The sequence below is a fragment of the Pseudaeromonas sp. HNCC25DJ180 genome, from assembly GCF_055413345.1.
The window spans coordinates 228,015-247,100 of sequence record NZ_JBVAYF010000002.1 but is presented as its reverse complement, the minus strand read 5'-3'; the positions used below and the strand labels follow the sequence as shown (position 1 = coordinate 247,100).

At 58.6% G+C, this 19,086-nt stretch carries 16 protein-coding genes; 7 read left to right on the top strand and 9 right to left on the bottom strand.

The annotated features are described in order from the left end of the window. Positions 1 to 52: 52 nt before the first annotated feature. The 3 genes from ACZYTD_RS03010 to ACZYTD_RS03000 all read right to left on the bottom strand — a co-directional run bounded on the left by ACZYTD_RS03010 (position 53) and on the right by ACZYTD_RS03000 (position 8,373). On the bottom strand, positions 53 to 1,519 hold the full coding sequence (locus ACZYTD_RS03010; RefSeq protein ID WP_463889014.1) for a glutamate synthase subunit beta: 1,467 nt from the start codon (positions 1,517 to 1,519) through the stop codon (positions 53 to 55). Beyond that, positions 1,519 to 6,156 (bottom strand): glutamate synthase-related protein, encoded by a 4,638-nt coding sequence (locus tag ACZYTD_RS03005; protein WP_463889074.1) that lies wholly within the window; start codon positions 6,154 to 6,156, stop codon positions 1,519 to 1,521. The genes ACZYTD_RS03010 and ACZYTD_RS03005 overlap by 1 nt, the downstream gene beginning before the upstream one ends. A gap of 576 nt (positions 6,157 to 6,732) precedes the next feature. Beyond that, positions 6,733 to 8,373, bottom strand: a complete 1,641-nt coding sequence (locus ACZYTD_RS03000) for an EAL domain-containing protein (RefSeq protein WP_463889011.1) — start codon at positions 8,371 to 8,373, stop codon at positions 6,733 to 6,735. Between the two features lie 253 nt (positions 8,374 to 8,626). Here ACZYTD_RS03000 and mtnN point away from each other — a divergent pair, with 253 nt between their 5' ends. From mtnN to ACZYTD_RS02970, 6 genes are all read left to right on the top strand, one after another. After that, positions 8,627 to 9,322 (top strand): 5'-methylthioadenosine/S-adenosylhomocysteine nucleosidase, encoded by a 696-nt coding sequence (mtnN, locus tag ACZYTD_RS02995; RefSeq protein ID WP_463889008.1) that lies wholly within the window; start codon positions 8,627 to 8,629, stop codon positions 9,320 to 9,322. Next, on the top strand, positions 9,322 to 10,287 hold the full coding sequence (locus ACZYTD_RS02990) for a cobalamin biosynthesis protein (protein ID WP_463889006.1): 966 nt from the start codon (positions 9,322 to 9,324) through the stop codon (positions 10,285 to 10,287). The genes mtnN and ACZYTD_RS02990 overlap by 1 nt, the downstream gene beginning before the upstream one ends. A gap of 3 nt (positions 10,288 to 10,290) precedes the next feature. Further along, positions 10,291 to 11,172, top strand: a complete 882-nt coding sequence (locus tag ACZYTD_RS02985; RefSeq protein ID WP_463889003.1) for a cobalamin-binding protein — start codon at positions 10,291 to 10,293, stop codon at positions 11,170 to 11,172. A gap of 75 nt (positions 11,173 to 11,247) precedes the next feature. After that, a complete protein-coding gene (locus ACZYTD_RS02980) occupies positions 11,248 to 13,386 on the top strand; it encodes a methyl-accepting chemotaxis protein (protein WP_463889000.1) in 2,139 nt (712 codons plus the stop codon). 405 nt (positions 13,387 to 13,791) lie between these two features. Beyond that, positions 13,792 to 14,424 (top strand): trimeric intracellular cation channel family protein, encoded by a 633-nt coding sequence (locus ACZYTD_RS02975; protein ID WP_463888998.1) that lies wholly within the window; start codon positions 13,792 to 13,794, stop codon positions 14,422 to 14,424. A 102-nt stretch (positions 14,425 to 14,526) separates the two neighbouring features. Continuing rightward, complete coding sequence (locus tag ACZYTD_RS02970; protein ID WP_463888995.1) at positions 14,527 to 14,817, top strand: YciI family protein; 291 nt, start codon at positions 14,527 to 14,529, stop codon at positions 14,815 to 14,817. A 1-nt stretch (position 14,818) separates the two neighbouring features. On the opposite strand, the gene ACZYTD_RS02965 is transcribed toward ACZYTD_RS02970, so the two are convergent. Further along, a complete protein-coding gene (locus ACZYTD_RS02965; protein WP_463888992.1) occupies positions 14,819 to 15,655 on the bottom strand; it encodes a YiiX/YebB-like N1pC/P60 family cysteine hydrolase in 837 nt (278 codons plus the stop codon). 168 nt (positions 15,656 to 15,823) lie between these two features. Between ACZYTD_RS02965 and ACZYTD_RS02960 the strand changes: the two genes are divergently transcribed. Continuing rightward, positions 15,824 to 16,447 carry a GNAT family N-acetyltransferase gene (locus tag ACZYTD_RS02960; RefSeq protein WP_463888989.1) on the top strand — a complete coding sequence of 208 codons (624 nt, stop codon included), beginning with the start codon at positions 15,824 to 15,826 and terminating at the stop codon, positions 16,445 to 16,447. A gap of 31 nt (positions 16,448 to 16,478) precedes the next feature. On the opposite strand, the gene ACZYTD_RS02955 is transcribed toward ACZYTD_RS02960, so the two are convergent. From ACZYTD_RS02955 to ACZYTD_RS02935, 5 genes are all read right to left on the bottom strand, one after another. Continuing rightward, entirely contained in the window at positions 16,479 to 17,114 is a 636-nt protein-coding gene (locus ACZYTD_RS02955; protein ID WP_463888986.1) for an ATP-dependent zinc protease family protein, read from the bottom strand. Between the two features lie 146 nt (positions 17,115 to 17,260). Next, entirely contained in the window at positions 17,261 to 17,836 is a 576-nt protein-coding gene (locus tag ACZYTD_RS02950; protein ID WP_463888983.1) for a GNAT family N-acetyltransferase, read from the bottom strand. Continuing rightward, entirely contained in the window at positions 17,833 to 18,243 is a 411-nt protein-coding gene (locus tag ACZYTD_RS02945) for a hypothetical protein (protein ID WP_463888980.1), read from the bottom strand. Before ACZYTD_RS02945 ends, ACZYTD_RS02950 begins: the two co-directional genes overlap by 4 nt. A gap of 71 nt (positions 18,244 to 18,314) precedes the next feature. Then, the gene (gene arfB / locus ACZYTD_RS02940) at positions 18,315 to 18,740 is read right to left on the bottom strand and encodes an alternative ribosome rescue aminoacyl-tRNA hydrolase ArfB (RefSeq protein ID WP_463888977.1); all 426 of its coding nucleotides are present in this window, start codon (positions 18,738 to 18,740) and stop codon (positions 18,315 to 18,317) included. Between the two features lie 32 nt (positions 18,741 to 18,772). Then, positions 18,773 to 18,976 carry a hypothetical protein gene (locus ACZYTD_RS02935; protein WP_463888974.1) on the bottom strand — a complete coding sequence of 68 codons (204 nt, stop codon included), beginning with the start codon at positions 18,974 to 18,976 and terminating at the stop codon, positions 18,773 to 18,775. Positions 18,977 to 19,086: the final 110 nt, after the last annotated feature.

Here is a 19,086-nt window from a genome sequence, read left to right as displayed (position 1 = left end):
ATGCCATAAAAAAAACCCGCCGAAGCGGGTTTTTTTATGAGCGCAACAAGAGTTAGCGCGGCAGCGTGCTGGAGCCCATCAGGAACTGATCCACTTCACGGGCACATTGACGCCCTTCGCGAATGGCCCAGACCACCAGGGATTGACCACGGCGGATATCACCGGCGGCGAAGACCTTAGGCTTGGAGGTGGCGTAGCAACCAGCACCGTCAGTGGTGGCCTTGGCATTGCCACGACCATCCTTGTCAATACCGAAGCTATCCAGCACCTTGGCGAGCGGCTGGGTAAAGCCCATGGCCAGGAACACCAGATCCGCCTTCAGCTCAAACTCGGAGCCAGCGATCTCCACCAGCTTGCCATCGACGAACTCGACCTTGACCAGCTTGAGAGCGGTCAGCTTGCCGTTTTCACCGATGAACTCCTTGGTAGAGACGGCAAACTCGCGGACACACCCCTCATCGTGGGAGGAGGAGGTGCGCATCTTGAGCGGCCAGTAGGGCCAGGTCAGCGGCTTGTTCTCTTGCTCCGGCGGTTGTGGCATCACTTCCAGCTGGGTGATAGAGGCGGCGCCGTGACGGTTGGAGGTACCCACGCAGTCAGAGCCGGTATCACCCCCACCAATCACCACTACATGCTTACCCGCGGCGTGGAGGGGGTTCTTGCTGTCGCCAGCCACTTCCTTGTTCTGGGGAATGAGGAATTCCAGAGCAAAGTGAATGCCTGAATTCTCACGACCCGGAACCGGCAGATCACGCGGGGTCTCGGAACCACCGGTCAGGATCACCGCATCAAACTGGGCATCCAGCTCGGCTGGCGTGACCAGCGTCGTGGCATCATTTACCACGCCCTTGGGCAGAGCCTTGTCGCTGCAGACCAGCGTCTTGGTCTTGATGGTGACGCCTTCGGCAACCAGCTGGGCCACACGACGGTCAATTACGGACTTGTCGAGCTTGAAGTCAGGAATACCGTAGCGCAGCAGACCACCGACCCGATCGTTCTTCTCGAACAGGGTCACGTCGTGGCCAACTCGGGCCAACTGCTGGGCCGCCGCCATACCGGCAGGGCCCGCACCGACCACAGCGACCTTCTTGCCGGTTTTAACGGCAGCCGGTTGTGGCAGGACCCAGCCATTCTCCCAGGCGCGGTCAATGATGGCGCGTTCGATAGACTTGATGCCTACCGGTGCGGCATTGATGCCCAGGGTACAGGCCGCTTCACACGGGGCCGGACAGATCCGGCCAGTGAATTCGGGGAAGTTGTTAGTGGAGTGCAGCACCTTGATCGCCTGCTGCCAGTTGCCACGGTAGACCAGATCATTCCAGTCCGGAATGATGTTGTTCACCGGGCAGCCGTTGTTGCAGAACGGGATACCACAATCCATGCAGCGGGCGCCCTGCTGCTTGGCTTCTTCTACGGTCAGGGTTGGCACGAACTCGCCATAGTGTTTGACGCGCTCAGCAACCGGGGCGTAGGTCTCTTTGACTCGCTCGAATTCGAGAAAACCGGTTGGCTTACCCATTACGCAATCTCCTTCTGCTGTTGCTTGGCCGCTGCCAATTCCTTCAGGGCGCGGCGATATTCATTCGGATAGACCTTGACGAACTTGCCACGGTAGCTGTCCCAATCGGCCAGGATGGACTTGGCGCGTGGGCTACCGGTGAACTCGGCATGCTGGGCGATGAGACCCTTGAGCAGCACTTCGTCAGCCTGGGCGCGGTGCAGGGGCTCATCCTTGGCTTGTTGTGCCTCGGGCTGAACCTTCTCCAGGGCGACCTGGGCCAGGTTGCAACGGTCAACAAAGTTATCCTCTTCGTCCAGCACGTAGGCGATACCGCCTGACATACCGGCCGCGAAGTTACGCCCTGTCTGACCCAGAACCACAACGGTACCACCCGTCATGTATTCACAACCGTGGTCACCGACCCCTTCCACTACGGCGATACCACCGGAGTTACGCACGCAGAAACGCTCACCGGCTACCCCATTGAGGAAAGCTTCCCCATCGGTCGCACCGTACATCACAGTGTTACCACAGATGATGTTGTTAGCGGGCTCAGGCGTGAAGGCGTCGCTGGGACGGATAATGACGCGACCACCGGAGAGACCCTTGGCCACATAGTCGTTACCCTCACCCACCAGCTCCAGGGTAATACCCTTGGCCAGGAAGGCGGCAAAACTCTGACCGGCAGTACCGTTCAGGCGAACCTGGATGGTGCCAACTGGCAGACCGTCATTGCCGTAGCGCTTGGCCACCTCACCGGAGAGCATGGCGCCCACGGTGCGGTTGATGTTCTTGATGGGCAGCTCAATCTTAACCGCTTCACCCTTTTCCAGAGCAGGCTGGGCTTGGGCAACCAGTTGCTGATCCAGCGCCTTCTCCAGAGCATGATCCTGGATATCGGTGTGCAGACGCGCCACTGTGGCAGGAACATCCGGCTGGAAGAAGACCTTGGAGAAGTCCAGACCCTGGGCCTTCCAATGCTCAACCCCGGCCTGCTTGTCCAGCAGGTCGGAGCGACCGATGAGGTCGTCAAACTTGCGGATCCCCATCTCGGCCATGATCTGCCGCGCTTCTTCGGCGACGAAGAAGAAGTAGTTGACCACGTGCTCAGGTTGACCGGTGAAACGCTTACGCAGTTCCGGATCCTGAGTCGCCACGCCCACCGGACAGGTGTTCAGGTGACACTTACGCATCATGATACACCCTTCCACCACCAGAGGTGCGGTGGCGAAGCCGAACTCATCTGCACCCAACAGGGCGCCAATGATGACGTCACGGCCGGTCTTCATCTGACCGTCAACCTGAACGCGAATGCGGCTACGCAGTTGGTTCAGCACCAGCGTCTGCTGAGTTTCAGCCAGACCCAGCTCCCAAGCGGAGCCAGCATGCTTGATGGAAGATTGCGGAGAAGCCCCGGTGCCGCCATCGTGACCGGCGATCACCACGTGATCGGCCTTGGCCTTGGAAACACCGGCGGCAACCGTACCCACACCCACTTCCGATACCAGCTTCACCGAGATGGAAGCCGCGGAGTTGACGTTCTTCAGATCATGAATGAGCTGCGCCAAATCTTCGATGGAGTAGATGTCATGGTGCGGCGGCGGGGAGATGAGGCCCACACCTGGCACTGAGTGACGCAGGTAACCGATATACTCGGAAACCTTGTGACCCGGCAGCTGACCACCTTCACCCGGCTTGGCACCTTGTGCCATCTTGATCTGGATCTGGTCGGCATTGACCAGGTATTCGGCAGTCACACCGAAACGGCCAGAGGCGACCTGCTTGATGGCAGAACGCAGGCTGTCGCCGGTTTGCAGTTGCAGATCACGCTCGATGCGCGAGGCACCGATGATCTCGGAGAGCAGCGTCGGCTGGCTGACCGGAATGAAACGCTTGGCGTCTTCACCACCTTCACCTGTGTTGGACTTACCGCCAATCCGGTTCATGGCCACGGCCAGGGTGGTGTGCGCTTCGGTAGAGATGGAGCCCAGGGACATGGCGCCGGTAGCGAAACGCTTGACGATATCCTTGGCGGATTCCACTTCATCCAGCGGTACAGGTTCAGCCGCCTTCTTGATCTCAAACAGACCACGCAGCGTCAGGTGACGCTTGGTCTGATCGTTGATGATCTGGGCGTATTCCTTGTAGTTGTCGAACTTGCCGCTGCGGGTGGCGTGTTGCAGCTTGGCAATGGCGTCCGGCGTCCACATATGCTCTTCACCGCGGATACGGAAGGCATAGTCACCACCGGCATCCAGCATGTCGGCCAGCACAGGATCGGCAGAGAATGCCGCCTCATGCAGGCGGATAGCCTCTTCAGCCACTTCGAACAGACCAATCCCTTCGATGTTGGAGGGGGTGCTGGTGAAGTACTTCTCGACGAAGGCCTTCTGCAGACCGACCGCTTCGAAGATCTGGGCGCCAGTGTAGGACATGTAGGTGGAGATACCCATCTTGGACATCACCTTGCACAGACCCTTACCCACGGCCTTGGTGAAGTTCTTCACATACTTGTCTGCTTTTTCGGCATCGCCTTGCGCCATTTCGCGCAGGGTTTCTACCGCCAGCCAAGGATGGATAGCTTCAGCACCGTAACCACCCAGCAGGGCAAAGTGGTGAACTTCACGGGCAGAACCGGTTTCCACCACCAGACCGGTACTGGTACGCAGGCCACGCTTGACCAGACGTTGATGTACGGCTGAGGTGGCCAGCAGTGCCGGGATGGCCAGCTGATCCTTGGAGACCTTACGGTCGGAGAGGATCAGTATGTTAGAGCCATGCTTGACCGCATCTTCGGCTTCAGCCGCCAGAGAGGCCAGACGGGCTTCAATCCCTTCCTTGCCCCACGCCAGCGGATAGGTGATATCCAGCTCATGGGAGCGGAACTTGTTGCCGGTGAACTGCTCGATATCGCGGATCTTGGCCATCTGCTTGGCAGAGAGCACAGGCTGCGCCACTTCCAGTCGGATGGGCGGATTGATATCGGCGTTATTCAGCAGGTTCGGCTTAGGCCCAACGAAGGAGACCAGGGACATGACCAGCTCTTCGCGGATCGGGTCGATGGGCGGGTTGGTGACCTGGGCGAACAGCTGACGGAAGTAGCTGTAGAGCGGCTTCTCTTTCTTGGAGAGCACGGTCAAGGAGGAGTCGTTACCCATGGAGCCGATGGCCTCTTCGCCATTTTCGGCCATGGGGGTCATCAACACCTTGATATCTTCCTGGGTGTAACCAAACGCCTGTTGCAGATCCAGGATCCCGGCCTTGAGTTCAACCTTGGCAGGCTCGCACTCTATGTCATCCAGCTTGATGCGGATCTTGTCGATCCACTCGGCATAAGGCTTGGCATGGGCCAGGGAGTTTTTCAGCTCCTGGTCGTCAATGATGCGGCCCTGTTCCATGTCGATGAGGAACATCTTGCCTGGCTGCAGACGCCACTTCTGGGCGATGCGGGAATCTTCGATAGGCAGCACGCCAGACTCGGAAGCCATGACCACCAGGTCATCTTTGGTGACCAGGTAGCGGGCCGGACGCAGACCGTTACGATCCAGGGTGGCACCGATCTGGCGACCATCGGTGAAGGCCACCGCCGCCGGACCATCCCAAGGCTCCATCATGGCCGCATGGTATTCGTAGAAGGCGCGGCGCTTGTGGTCCATGGTGTTGTGCTTTTCCCAGGCTTCCGGGATCATCATCATCACGGCATGGGCCAGGGAGTAACCGCCCATCACCAACAGCTCCAGGGCGTTGTCGAAGGAGGCGGAGTCAGACTGACCCGGATAGATCAGCGGCCAGACCTTGTTCAGATCCTCGCCCAGTACCGGCGAGGTGATGGCGCGCTCACGGGCACGCATCCAGTTGACGTTACCGCGCACCGTGTTGATTTCCCCGTTGTGGGCAATCAGACGGAAGGGGTGAGCCAGATCCCAGGTGGGGAAGGTATTGGTAGAGAAGCGTTGATGCACCAACGCCAGCGCGGAGACGCAACGCTCATCCGCCAGGTCGTGGTAGTAGAGGCCAACCTGATCGGCCAGCAGCAGACCCTTGTAGTTGACGGTACGAGCCGAGAAGGAGGGCACGTAGAATTCGCCACAGTGCTTGAGCTTCAAGCCACGGATGGCATGAGAGCAACACTTGCGGATGATGTAGAGCTTACGTTCCAGGGCATCGGTCACCAGGATATCGCTGCCACGGCCGACGAAGATCTGGCGGATGACAGGCTCTTTGGCCTTGACCACAGGAGACATGGGGCACTCGGCATTCACCGGCACATCGCGCCAGCCCAGCACCACTTGGCCTTCGGCACGCACGGCGCGCTCGATCTCTTCTTCACAGGCCATGCGGGAGGCAGTTTCCTGGGGCAGGAATATCATGCCCACGCCATACTCACCGTAAGCTGGCAGTTCTACACCTTGCTTGGCCATTTCGGCACGGTAAAGTTGATCCGGGATCTGGATCAGGATACCAGCGCCATCACCCTGTAACGGGTCGGCACCGACTGCACCCCGGTGATCCAGGTTCTTCAGGATCAACAATCCTTGTTCAACGATACTGTGGCTCTTCTGCCCTTTCATGTGGGCTACAAAACCAACACCACAGGCGTCGTGTTCATTCGCAGGGTCGTAAAGGCCCTGGCGCTGGGGTACCGCCGATTCCATCACGCTTGAATCCTCTCAATCTATCTCGGGTCCATCCGCAGAGAAAAAAAGCTGGCATCTACCAGCTTGGCTGTCACTCTGAGGGCTTGTAACCCGCGAATATACTGTGATTTGCGCCCCAATTCAAGGCAACACACATCAGAGCGACTCCCGTCACCATTCGATAAAAATCATTATTAAACAATGAGTTAAATTAATATTCCCAAATTAGTGCGAATTGCATCATTTCTGTTCATTCTTAATCATGGATTTATCCTCGCCAATAAGCGCCCAGCGTAGCAAAAGCGGGGGGCGTGACCCGCTACTCTGCTCACAAATAGTTTAATGAATCGTTAAAAAACAGAGTTTTATTCTATTTAAACAACCAAAGGCAGTAGCAAAGGCAACGAAAAAATCGATAGAAGCCAGGTTTTATCGCCAAAGCGGATACAAACAAGCCTCGAAGATAGATTTTATTTAAATCAATGACTTCTTGCCGCCAAATTCCGGACTCTGCGCCAGAATGTGGCCCAGCGGCGGCGCACAAAAAGAAAACGTCATTTTGTGACCTGGCGCCACTTCATCATGACGCTTTGATCACGGCTGATATGCCGGGATGACGGCATCCTGGCTCGGGTCAACGCCCAGCTCTGAGTGCCACAACAGCTCACCCTCGCCAATCGTCAGCGGTTTACCGTGGAGCCAGCCCTGCTGCTGCACCACACCATGACGCAGCAACCACTGCTCCTGCGTGGCCTCCTCGACCCCTTCGGCGATGATTTCCAAACCTAGCTTATGGGCCAGTTTGACAATGGCCTCCAGGATAGGCGCATTGATTGAATCCGACCCTAACGCCGCCACGAAACAGCGATCGGCCTTGAGAATATCCAGCGGCAGGCGCTGCAGATAAGCCAAACTGCTGTATCCCGTACCAAAATCATCGACAGCCAGGCGGATCCCTAAGCTTCTTAGTCGCTGCAGAGCATCACCAATGACCTCATCATCCAGATTCACCATGCTTCCTTCGGTGATCTCATAAACCAGATGAGGGATCTGTTGCTTCCAGAGGGCTGAATCTCGGAGAAAAGCCGGATCCAGCAGATGCTGGCTGCTGATATTGAATGAGACTTTCAGAGCAGATTGATGAGCAAGCAGAGGCGCCAAGGCTCGGCATGCTTGGTCTATCTGCCTGCGCGTCATGGCCACCAGCACCCCCTGCTCCTCGGCCATGGGGATAAAGTGTAACGGTCCTATAATCCCTTGACTGGAACGCCAGCGCATCAGCACTTCAAAGCCCAGTAAACGGCCATTGGAGCCATCACGGATGGGCTGATAGACGTTGAAGAACTCACCCCGCTTCAATGCCGCACGCAGAGTGCGACCAGGATCCGCATCGAACCGCCCCCACCAGCCATGGCACCAGTAGAGCCCTCCCCACATCAGCAACAAGCCCCCCAGCAGAGACCAGACCCAAGCCGTTGGCAGCAACCCTATGTGCAGCAGACTCGCCACATAGACCAGGCTCACGGTTGGCGAATTCAGCAACGGCATAGCCTGCACCCAATGACCATCCAGCTGCCGACTCACATAATGCTGTAACGAGGGTGTAAACAAGGGGCTATGCACCAGTGGTGGCTGGGCGAGCCTTGGCTCCACATGCAATGGCTCTCCATCCCGGCTGGTGACCAGCGCCAGATACCCATTCAGGGCGGGTAACTGGCTTTGACTGAGCACAACAGAGAGGATCTTGGCAGGCACCATGGCCACCACATAGCCACCACTGGGCAATGCCCGGTAGAGATAAAAGACTGGGCTGGCACTGGTGGAAGAGGGCTCGACCCGGGTCATTTGCACCCCCTCTTGGGGCTGAAATAACGCGGGGTCAAATGTCTGCTGTTGCTGTAGCCTTGAGCCGCATAGCCGTTTGGCATCGGCGGAGAGAAAGAAGATATCCACCACATAAGGATTATCGATCAAGGCATTACGCTGGAGCTTGAATGCCTCATCCCCACAGAGATCGCGGGAGCCTGCCAATCGTAGCAACACACTATCCAGGCGCGCGACCCTGTCATCAACAAACTGGGCGAACGTCCCTAACTGCCGATGCCAGCTTGCCTTGTTGCTTTCGATATAGACGTTGCGCAGCAGCAGTGCCACCAAACCAGTGAGCAATAACGCAATAAGTAGAGCGTAAATTAACGAGGAGACTCGGCTGCGCGAGCACTGGGCAATCGGCATGATGCATCCTAGGTTGGTGGGTCTGCCAGCAATGGCAAGACCTCGGCATGGGGGATAACTGATTCAAGTTGGGATTCTATTGCATACGACCCAAATGGGAGCTGAACAATATTTAGACAGCCATGGAGGCACAGCTCGGGCTAACCGCAGTGACCTGAGCTGATTACTGCGAGTCGGCATGGGAGAGTAGAGAGGGAGAGTGCTATGATGAGCGGCAAATTTTTCCAATCATGACCATTTAAGTGAGAACAGCATGAAGGTAGGCATCATTGGCGCCATGGATCAGGAAGTGGCACTGTTACGGGCCCAAATGAGCGACGTTGAGACCCTGAGTCTGGCCGGGTGTGAATTCTACAGCGGCACGCTGGCAAACCAGAGTGTGGTGCTGACCCGCTCCGGGATTGGCAAGGTGGCCGCCAGTATCGCCACCACCCTACTGCTGGAGCGGTTCACCCCCGACTGTGTACTCAACACCGGCTCGGCGGGCGGCTTCGATCCCGCGTTACATATCGGTGATGTGGTCATCTCCAGTGAGGTGCGCCACCACGATGTGGATGTCACCGCCTTCGGCTACGAGATAGGCCAGGTGCCACGCATGCCCGCCGCCTTCGTCGCCGATGAGCGACTCAAAGCCATAGCCCAGGCGGCCGTGGCCGAACTGCATGAGGGGATCCAGTGTAAAGAGGGGCTCATCTGCACCGGCGATCAATTCATGTGCGATCCGGCTCGTATCGCCAAGGCCCGCGCCGACTTCCCGACCATGGCCGCCGTGGAGATGGAAGGCGCGGCGATTGCTCAGGTGTGTCATCAGTTTGGCGTGCCCTTCGTGATCACTCGCTCCCTCTCCGACATCGCCGGCAAAGAGTCTCCTGAATCATTTGATGCCTATCTGGAGACCGCCTCCCTGCACTCCTCGGCCATGGTCATTGCCATGCTCAAACGGATGTGATGGTGGATAACGCCTTGCTGTGGCGCATCGCCGAGTATCCGGCCACCCTGCTCGCCCTGGCGCTATTGCTGGAGTGGTTGCTGCCCCTACCCTTGGCCATGCGCCCCTCCTCTCTGGTGCCGCTGCTGGAGCGGCTCTGCCGCAAGGTGAACCGCAGAGGGGCGGCCATCAGTCAACAGTGGCTGGCCGGGCTCTTGACCCCGCTCGTGGTCCTGCTGCCCGCCCTGCTCGCTACCTGGGCGCTGCGCAATCTGGCACTCTATCCACCCGCCTTCGATCTCTTGCTGCTGCTCTGGCTGCTGGAGTCTCGCCCCCTGAAGAGTGAGTCGCTGAGCATCACTCAACTGCTGCGGGCCGACAAGCTCGCTATGGCTCGCCTGCAACTGACGCGCTGGACCCGGCGCGAGACCCGCACGCTCAGCGCCATGGGCACCATGAAGGCGACGAGCGAGATGCTGGTGCTGCGCCTGCTGGGACAATGGCTGGCGGTAGCCTTCTGGTATCTGTTGGCCGGCATAGGTGGGGCTCTGGCTTTTCGCCTGCTGCAACTGATGAGTCAGGGATTTAGCCCCAAGCTGCCAGCCAACAGTCTGTTTGGCGAGCCGGTCAGTCGGCTCTACGGTGCCGCTCTGCTGCTGCCGGGTACCCTGTTTGCCCTGTTGCTGGGGCTGTTTCCCGGTGGGGGCCGCGCCCTGCGCAGCCTCTTCACCCAGGCCAAACGTTGGCCCTGCGTGGGTAGCGGCGCCCTCCTCGCCGCACTGGCTGGCGGCCTGAACATCCAGCTGGGCGGGCCGCGTCTCTACGGCGAGGCCAAAGTTCGCTTACCCCGGCTGGGCGGCATTCACGAGCCTGACGTGACCAGCATGGAGCAAGCCCGCCGCCGTCTGACGCGGCTCGGTTGGCTGTTGCTGCTGTTGGCGCTGGGCTTTGAACTCCTGGTGCTCCATGCTCACCATCAACTCTAACCTATGACACGCCCTTTGACTGGCGCCGACTCTGGCCGCCCATTGACCCGCCGGGGCTTCATGCCCGTCATCGACGCTAAACTACGACGCGCTGTTTGGCTGGCGCTGACGCTGCTCGCCCATGGGGCCTGGGCTCAGCCGCCTCAGCGCATCATCAGTCTCACCCCCCATCTGACCGAGTTGCTGTTTGCCATAGGGGCCGGCGCCCAGGTGGTCGCCACCGACGATGCCAGCGACTGGCCACCCCAGGTCAAGACCCTACCCCATGTGGCCAATTACCAGAGCATCAATCTGGAGAGCCTGCTGGCCATGAAACCGGATCTGGTGGTGATCTGGAGCGGCTACCCACGCCAGATGATCGACAGCCTCACGGCTTTGCGCATTCCCTTGCTGGTTGTCGACTCCCGTAAACTCACCGATTTGCCACGGGATCTGCGACTGTTGGGCAAGCAGAGTGGCCATCAAGCCCAAGCCGACAGGGTGGCCCAACAGAGTGAAACCCGCTTTGCTGCCCTGCGCCAGCGCTATCAGGCCCGCAAGCCCGTGCGCCTCTTCTACCAGCTGTGGTCACCGCCCCTGACCACGGTCGCCAAGGGGAGCTGGATCCAGGAGGCCATCGAGCTGTGTGGTGGCGAGAATGCCTTTGTCAGCGCCGCCACGGCCTATCCCCAGGTCAGTGAAGAAGCCGTATTGGTCAGTGCGCCACAACTCATCATCAGCACCCAGGGTGCCGACTCACTCTCCCGTTGGCTGCGTTGGCCACAGCTACCCGCCGTAGCCCATAATCAGCTGCAGCTGAGTAGCCCAGACCGGTTACACCGCCTCACCCCTCGAACGCTCGACGGCATAGAGGAGCTATGCCAGTTGATCGATCAGGCCCGTTAGCCTCGCAAACTGCTCCTACCAGTAGTACAAAGTTCGACTATCCTGAACTGGTGAATCCCAGCATCAGGAATAATCATGCGTAATTACTCCATTCAATTCAAAATTGCCCTGCTAGCTGGCGGCTGTCTGCTCTGCGCCATGCTGCTGCTCTCCGCGCTCTCTTTCATCTCAGCCCAACGCAGTCAACAGTTGGTGCTGCAACAAACCGGTGAAGAGACCAAAAAAATCGCCGAACAGTTGCTACTCGCTCGCACCCAGGCTGAAGCCGAAGCGGCGTATGGCTACCTCAATGAAGCCTATCTACGCGCCCAGCTACTCGCTCAGGATCTGCAATTTCTGCAACACCAAGCAAACCTGGATCAACAAAGCGCTCAAGCCCTACGCCAAGCCATCACGCACAAAAGCGGCGAGGCCCTCACGTCAACGCAAAATATCCTGGGTCTGTTCGTGGTGATGCAACCCAATGCCCTAGCTGGCCGTGATGCCGATTATATTGGCACCCCTCTGGAGCAAAGCGGCAGCAATGCCAAGGGGCGCCTCGCCTTCTACTGGAGCCGTGATGTGAGTAGCAATCCCATGATCGAGGCCATAGAGGAGGAGGAGCTGGCGGACACCACGCCTGACGCTTACGGTGTTCCTGCTAACGAATGGGCCAACTGCGCCCTGCGCAGCGGCAAACTCTGTGTCATGCCCCCCTATCTGGATCAAGTCGCAGACAAAGAGGTGGCCATGACCTCCATAGTGCTGCCGCTGAACAAGCCAGCAGATGGCATACTGGGGATCGATCTCGCCCTGGCCCCTCTGCAGCAGCTCATTACCAGGCTGGATCAACAACTCTATGACGGCCAGGGAACCGTGCTATTGCTGAGCCCAGGCGGCATGGTCGCCGCCCAGAGCAGCAGTAACCTCAAGCAGGGGGAGTCCATCACCCATGACCCCCAAGCACAACAGAGTCAACTGCTGAGCTGGTTGCGCCAAGAGAAGCTGCAACAACGCTGGCAAGGAAACAACCTGGAACTGATGGTGCCTATCACCCTAGGTCCAAACCAGGATAGCTGGACGCTGCTGGTTCGCATGCCAACCCAAGCCGTCTTCGCCGCCACCCAAGCCTTGGGTGAACAACTGACCCAGCAATTCGATCAGCAACTGCGCACCCAACTGCTATGGGGCACAGGCTTCACCCTGCTAAGCCTGCTGCTCATCATTCTGGCGGCACGACACATCACCCGCTCTATCCACCTGGTCGCCAACCGCCTCCAGGAGATAGCTCATGGCGAAGGGGATCTCACCCAGCGTATTCATCTGCTACAACGGGATGAGCTGGGGGTGTTGGCGCACCGTTTCAATGGTTTTCTCGAGCGGCTACGCACCACCATCAGCGAGGTGGTAGAAACCACGGCCGGAACCCGCCTTGGCGTTACCGAAGCGGCCAACCTGGCCCAGCAGACCCGGATTGTGTTGCAAGAGCAGTCACGGGAGATCGATCTGGTCGCTACCGCCTGCAGCCAGATGCATGCCACGGCCAGCGAGATAGCGCAGAGTGCCAACCAGGTCGTGCTCGCCACCAACAGTGCCGAGCAGGCAGCACGCCAGGGCGAACTGGTGGTAGCCCGTACCGATGCAGCCATGCAACAACTGATGAACCAGATGAGCCTGGCCAAACCCAAGGTCGAAAGCCTGGCCCAGGATAGTGCCAACATAGGCCAGATCCTGACCGTCATCACCGCCATAGCCGACCAGACCAACCTGCTGGCCCTCAATGCGGCCATTGAGGCGGCACGGGCCGGTGAACAGGGACGAGGCTTCGCCGTGGTGGCCGATGAGGTGCGCGGGCTGGCCCATCGCACCCAAGAGTCCATCGGCAAGATACAGACCCTGATCCAGCAACTGCAACAAGGTACCCAGGAGGTGGTCAATGCCATACTCACGGGCCACCAACAAGCCAGCCTGACTCAGGAACAAGCCCAGGAGTCAGTCGCCGTGCTGGAGCGAATAAGCCAGGCGGTAACCACAATCCATGAGATGAACGAGCAGATCTCCCGCGCCATCGCCGAACAGAGTACGGTGAGTGATGAGATCAGTCACAGCATCTGCAACATTCGTGAGGTGAGCCATACCATAATTCAAGGCGCAGACAGCTCGGCTCATCTCTCAGGGGAGCTCAGTCACTTAGCCGAACGGCAGCATGCGCTGGTCGGTCAGTTCAAGATATGAGCCCTAGAAAATAAGTGTGGCCGCATCTAGCTCTGACTCTTATACACAACTCCCATCCCGTTAATGAGAAATCCAGGGAAGCTGTGGCTCCCTCCCCTTTTTTCAAGGGGAGGGTTGGGGTGGGGTTTGCTTTTTAGCTTGTGAAACATCAAAAGCCACCCCCTCCCAACCTCCCCCTTGGCAGGGGGAGGAGCTGTTCGAACCTTTTTTCGGCATTTATTTCACCAATTGACCAAAGATGCATATAAGAGACAGCATCTAGCCTGCCCTTGACTGAAGGCCACATGCTCTGCTGGCCAGTTCAAGATAATAAGCGGAGAAAATAAGTGTGGCCGCCACTAGCCTAGCTAGCGGCCACTTCGTACAATCGGCGCCTCGTGTCTAGTTGTTAACGGTTTGTAGCAGATGAATCCAAGCCTCATCGATCACCTGGTCTATTATTTTGACCTGTTTGGCACCGCCGTCTTCGCCTTCTCCGGCGTTCTGGTCGCCGGGCGCCTGCGTATGGATGCTATAGGTGTGATAGTGCTCGCCGCTGTCACCGCAGTCGGTGGCGGAACCATTCGTGACCTTCTGATTGGTGCCAGCCCCATCTTCTGGATCCAGGACACCACCTACCTCTGGGTGATCTTGGCCACCTCCGCCCTTGGCATGTGGCTGGCGCGAGTACCCCGGCGCCTGCCCTGGTATGTCCTGCCGGTGGCCGATGCCTTCGGCCTGGCCCTGTTCGTGGTGATCGGCGCCAAAAAAGCGCTGCTCTTTGGCACCTCAGGCATGGTCGCCGTGGTGATGGGGGTGATCACTGGGGTGGCGGGCGGTCTTATCCGCGATGTATTGGCCCGCGAAGTCCCTATGGTGCTGCAAAAAGAGATCTACGCCACCGCCTGCATCTTCGGCGGCGTGCTCTACACCAGCTCCCTCTATCTGGGGCTGGCCCACATTCCGGCCATGTTGCTGAGCATGTTGGGAGTATTGGTGGTACGCATCACTGCCATCTTCCGCCACCTCTCCCTGCCCAGCTTTATGCTGCGTGAATAAGCCATCAAATACCGGGCAATCTCTGGCCCAGGCTTGATCTTCAGCCCCACCTGGCGTAGCACTAGAGTGACGCCAGATGGTGTGCTGAAGTAGGGAGTGGCTATGTTTATTGTTCTGCTTGAATACCTGCGCCCACTGGCTGAAGTGGATGCCCTGATCCCCGCCCATCGCGAGTTTCTCGACCGCCACTATAAGGCCGGTCATTTTCTGCTCTCCGGACGCCAGGAGCCGCGCACCGGCGGCGTGATCCTGGCGACCCTACCCAGCCGTACCCAGTTAGAGCAACTGCTGCGGGAAGACCCCTTTCAGCAAGCGGGGGCGGCCCGTTACCAGATCATCGAATTTATCCCCACGCTGACCGCTCCCGACTTGGCCGCCTACCGCCAGGCATGAGTCATCGCGCATCCGTCGCGCCATCACAGTCGGTCGGCGCCACCTCTATGATGTCATGGGTGCGCTTATCGGTGAGCTGCGGCCAGTCCTCTTGCCAGATCAGCGCATGAGGGTTAAATCCCCGCTCCAACGTCGGCTTAACCACCTGGAAATAGGGGGAGATATCGAAGTCGCGGGGGGTATATAGGGAGTGGTGACGGATGCGGAAAAACTCCAATCGGCAACGGCGACACTCAGGATCCTGGCTCTGCTCCACCACCACCTCGGGCAGTATCGGATAGTGGATATGCTGAAACGCCAGGGCGATGAGGGAGGAGCAGATGGCGCGGGTCGGATCGCCACTCCCCAGGGCCAACAACTGGCGTCGCCAACGAATGGGCACAGGTGGGGTCTGCACTAGATAGCGGGCCAGATCCAGGATGTTTTTCAGGTCATAATGATCCCCCAAGCGGGAGACCGTATACTGGATAAGCGATTTGATTTCGCTTTCGGAGATACCGACGGGGCGGCAGATGCGCGTATGTTCATAGGCATACATGCTCAAAGGCACGGCGCGTACCCCCTCGAGCACATCCGCCTCAATAAGCACCAGTGGCTCCCGGCTGGCATCATGGCCCAGGGTGTCACCTATGTAGAGACAGGCGTGGGACCAGGTAGATTGCGTCAGATACTTGATGGCGGCCCCAAACCGGCTGGTTCCCTCCACCAACAACACATCCCCCTTGCGCAGGGTCGCCCCCAACAGCTCGGCGCTGATATTCGGTATGGTCCCATCCCGTCTGTTGGGTTTGGAGAGGTAAGCCGCCAATGAGGAGCCCATACGTTCCAGCAGTGTCATCGCCACCTCCCAGCTGGTCTGGCAAGGGGCCAGTACCAACTCATATTGGTCATGCCATCTCTAGTGCTGGCTCTTGCTAACAAGTATAAGAGCTCCCCTGTCACGCCGCCTGCCTACTTGCGCACTTGCATATCGGCATAAGGGTGGTCAGCAACCATGGGAGTGGTTATGCTGTCGCGCTACCCCCTAGCGGAGATCTTCATGCCTCACTCTGTTATCGGCCTGCCAGCCGATTTATATACCCCCCGCCTGCAACTACGCACTCTGGATAGCTATTTTCTCTCCCTCTGTCTGCGTGCCGAGCAGGAGGAAGCCGCCGATTATCTAGGGTGTCATCTCCCCCCCCGCTGGTTTGCCCAATGGCGACTGATGGCCATCAAGCTGCAGGATCTGAAATATGAACCCGACTCTCTACCCTGGAGTCTGCGTGCCATGGTGCATAGGGAGCGCAATGAGATGGTGGGACAGATAGGCTTTCACACTGCCCCCAACCCGGATTATTTGCAGGCGCACAGCAGTCAGGGCATTGAACTGGGGTATGAGGTCTATGAATCATGGCGACGCCAGGGGTTGGCCCGCGAAGCGCTGCAGGCCATGTTAGGCTTTGCCAAACGCCAGGGGGTAAAGCGCTTCGTGCTCTCCATCTCGCCAGAGAACACAGCCTCCACCGGACTGGCGCGCTCGTTTGGCTTTACCCAGTTTGGCGAGCAGTGGGACGAAGAGGATGGCCAAGAGTATCAGTATCAACTGCTGGCCAATCAGTTACCGCTGCTGGATTGGCAAACTGACTAACGCCGAGCGCCCGCCAATCCAGGCGTGTCGACTAATCGACGCAGCTAGCCGGGTGCTGATGGGTATGGGTCACATCCACTGGCCCCAGGTGGGCAAGCGTCCGTCGCCCCAGCAGCACCGGATACGCCATGTCACTGCGATCCCGCAGGGAGAATTGCTCATCAAACTCCTGCTGACCGATGCACAGTCGCATCCGCACGACCACACGGTGATCCGCCCCCCCCGCACCACGCACCTTGATGCGACGCAGTACAGGGCGCTCAAACGCCTGACTCACGCCAGCCCCCTGCCGCAGCCCATCGACACGGAAGCGCACCCACTTCTCGCCGTCACGGCTAAACAGCTCTATGTTGCGGGCATCCAGTGATGAGGTATCGGCCCCAGTATCCAGCTTGGCCTCCAGCTCCACGCCATCCGGTTGCAGGCGTATCGTTTCGATCCAGCCATAAACGTGAGACGAGTTAACCGCTGTCTGAGCTGGCTCGGCGGCGCGCAACAACCAGCCATAGAGAAGAGGGGAGTGAGCGACCATGGGGGCGGCAGCCTCGGTAGTCGTCCCCCCCTGGATGAGGGGGGAATGCGCAAGCTGCCGCTCTGGCTCGGCGGCAGACAAGAAGCAGGGCAAGAGCAGCAATGCCAGCCGGCCAAACCAATCTCTTGATCTCATCTTCATGTTCCGACTACCTCACTGAGGTGTACACATCAGGGGGAATACCCGCACGGCGGCGCCACCATATGACCAGTGCCACAGTTACAACTAACACGATCCCGGCAACAGGAGCATATGGTGCCATCAATCCAGTGGATCCATAGCTACAAGGTCTGATCCGGCGTGAAACCTGCCTGCCACTGCGTCCGATGAAGACCATAGATAAGATGGTCAACCAGCCGATCTGCCAACTGCTCGGCCTGCGGGCAGCGCCTCTCCAGAACAAAGCCCAGACGTTCACAGACAGCCCGACTGGGGTAGTTATCTTCCGCCGTCGCTATCACTATGTGCTCCAACCCCAGGACACCAAAACCATGGGCCAATAGCAGGCGACAAGCCCGAGTCACTATGCCGCGCCCCTGCCAGGCGTCAGCCAGCCAATAGCCCAGTTGGGCCTGTTTGCGGCTATGATTGAGGCTCTGGAAACCGCACATCCCAACCAGCACGCCCTGATAGCGCAGCGTACACTGCAAGGCTCGGCGCTGGGCCAGTTGCAGTAGGGACGTGCGGATAAAGTGCTGGAGATCCGCCACCGAGCCTATGCCCTGTGGCCAGAGCAGCCAATGGGCCAGATAGGCTCGATCCTGCTGGATCAAGGCAAATAGCGGCTCGGCCTGAGCCGAGTGCAAGTGCAATAGGGCCAGCTCCGACTCTTCAACCAGCAGCAACTCGTTCTTCACGGGCCGGGCTCAGTGTCGGGGCTAGCCCGCTGTTTCTCTTCATCGAAGCGTCTTTCGGCCTCGCTCAGGTGGCTGATCATCACATGAGCGATGAGATTGATGCCAATCCCGGCTGCCGTCAGCGGTAACAGATAGAGGGCCACCGACACCTCGGAGGCAAAGATGCGCTCATCCCAGAGACTGGGGGTGAGGTGCGCCAGCTTGGCCAGATAGTTGAGCAGCACAGTATCAGCCGCCGAGAGTAACAGCAGCACCATCCCCAGCAGCAGGACGGTCCAACGGGAGATGGAGCGGGAGAACATCAACCAGCCATAGATGAGAGCCGGGATGAGAAAGGAGAAGAGGATGAGCAGGAAGAACTCCAGCTCCAGAAACACGCTCTGCGACACCATATCTTGCAACATCATACTCTGCGCCCCCTTGACCAACTCATGCCAGATCCGGCCCTTTCCACGCCCAAGCAAGCAGCGACTCTCGGCTAATAATCGACCTTACGCAATGCCTTGACTTCACCGCGCCGGGCCTTGCTCTCGACCCGACGCCGCTGGGAGCCGCGAGTGGGCTTGGTGGCGATCCGCTTGGCCTGAACCTGCCCCACGCTGCGGATAAGCTCGGCTAGCCGCGCCAGGGCATCCTCCCGGTTCTGCTCCTGAGTCCGGTATTGCTGGGCCTTGATGACGATGACGCCATCCCGGGTCAGACGCTGATCCTTGAGCGCCAGCAACTGCTCCTTATAAAACTCCGGCAAAGAGGAGGCCGCCACGGCGAAGCGTAGATGGATGGCAGAGGAGACCTTGTTGACATTTTGCCCGCCCGCCCCCTGAGCACGGATAGCGGAAAACTCAATCTCCGCCAGCGGCAGGGTGACACGGGCCGAGATCAACAAAGGATCAGTCACAGACATGGGGGTTCTCGAAGTGAATAGTCGTACTTATGTTACGGCTTGATGAACCAGGGCGCCAGCAGCGGCGGCAGACTCAGCAACAGGAGCAAAGGGATAGAGTCAATAAAATAGGGAATACCGCACAACAACAGGCCACAGAGCAACGCCAGCAGATGCTGCTGTCGCTTGCCATAGATAAAATAGCCCATGCCAAACGAGCTCAGGACAACGCCGATAAACAGTGACCAGGGGTCCATACTCTCTCCACACCACCAGCCACAAGGCCGGAGTCTCACTCTGCTGCCAACATAGCATATTCCCCTACTGCAGGGCAGAGCGCCGCGCAGGGGGAAAACCCTGGTTGCGT

Bases quoted from the DNA above. Each gene is read 5' to 3' on its own strand.
- ACZYTD_RS02975 (WP_463888998.1), top strand. From the start codon at position 13,792: ATGAATCCAAGCCTCATCGATCACCTGGTCTATTATTTTGACCTGTTT.
- ACZYTD_RS02955 (WP_463888986.1), bottom strand. From the start codon at position 17,114: ATGAGATCAAGAGATTGGTTTGGCCGGCTGGCATTGCTGCTCTTGCCC.
- ACZYTD_RS03005 (WP_463889074.1), bottom strand. From the start codon at position 6,156: ATGGAATCGGCGGTACCCCAGCGCCAGGGCCTTTACGACCCTGCGAAT.
- ACZYTD_RS02985 (WP_463889003.1), top strand. From the start codon at position 10,291: ATGACACGCCCTTTGACTGGCGCCGACTCTGGCCGCCCATTGACCCGC.
- ACZYTD_RS02990 (WP_463889006.1), top strand. From the start codon at position 9,322: ATGGTGGATAACGCCTTGCTGTGGCGCATCGCCGAGTATCCGGCCACC.
- ACZYTD_RS03000 (WP_463889011.1), bottom strand. From the start codon at position 8,373: ATGCCGATTGCCCAGTGCTCGCGCAGCCGAGTCTCCTCGTTAATTTAC.
- ACZYTD_RS02945 (WP_463888980.1), bottom strand. From the start codon at position 18,243: ATGATGTTGCAAGATATGGTGTCGCAGAGCGTGTTTCTGGAGCTGGAG.
- ACZYTD_RS02935 (WP_463888974.1), bottom strand. From the start codon at position 18,976: ATGGACCCCTGGTCACTGTTTATCGGCGTTGTCCTGAGCTCGTTTGGC.
- arfB (WP_463888977.1), bottom strand. From the start codon at position 18,740: ATGTCTGTGACTGATCCTTTGTTGATCTCGGCCCGTGTCACCCTGCCG.
- ACZYTD_RS02970 (WP_463888995.1), top strand. From the start codon at position 14,527: ATGTTTATTGTTCTGCTTGAATACCTGCGCCCACTGGCTGAAGTGGAT.
- ACZYTD_RS02960 (WP_463888989.1), top strand. From the start codon at position 15,824: ATGCTGTCGCGCTACCCCCTAGCGGAGATCTTCATGCCTCACTCTGTT.
- ACZYTD_RS02980 (WP_463889000.1), top strand. From the start codon at position 11,248: ATGCGTAATTACTCCATTCAATTCAAAATTGCCCTGCTAGCTGGCGGC.
- ACZYTD_RS03010 (WP_463889014.1), bottom strand. From the start codon at position 1,519: ATGGGTAAGCCAACCGGTTTTCTCGAATTCGAGCGAGTCAAAGAGACC.
- ACZYTD_RS02965 (WP_463888992.1), bottom strand. From the start codon at position 15,655: ATGACACTGCTGGAACGTATGGGCTCCTCATTGGCGGCTTACCTCTCC.
- mtnN (WP_463889008.1), top strand. From the start codon at position 8,627: ATGAAGGTAGGCATCATTGGCGCCATGGATCAGGAAGTGGCACTGTTA.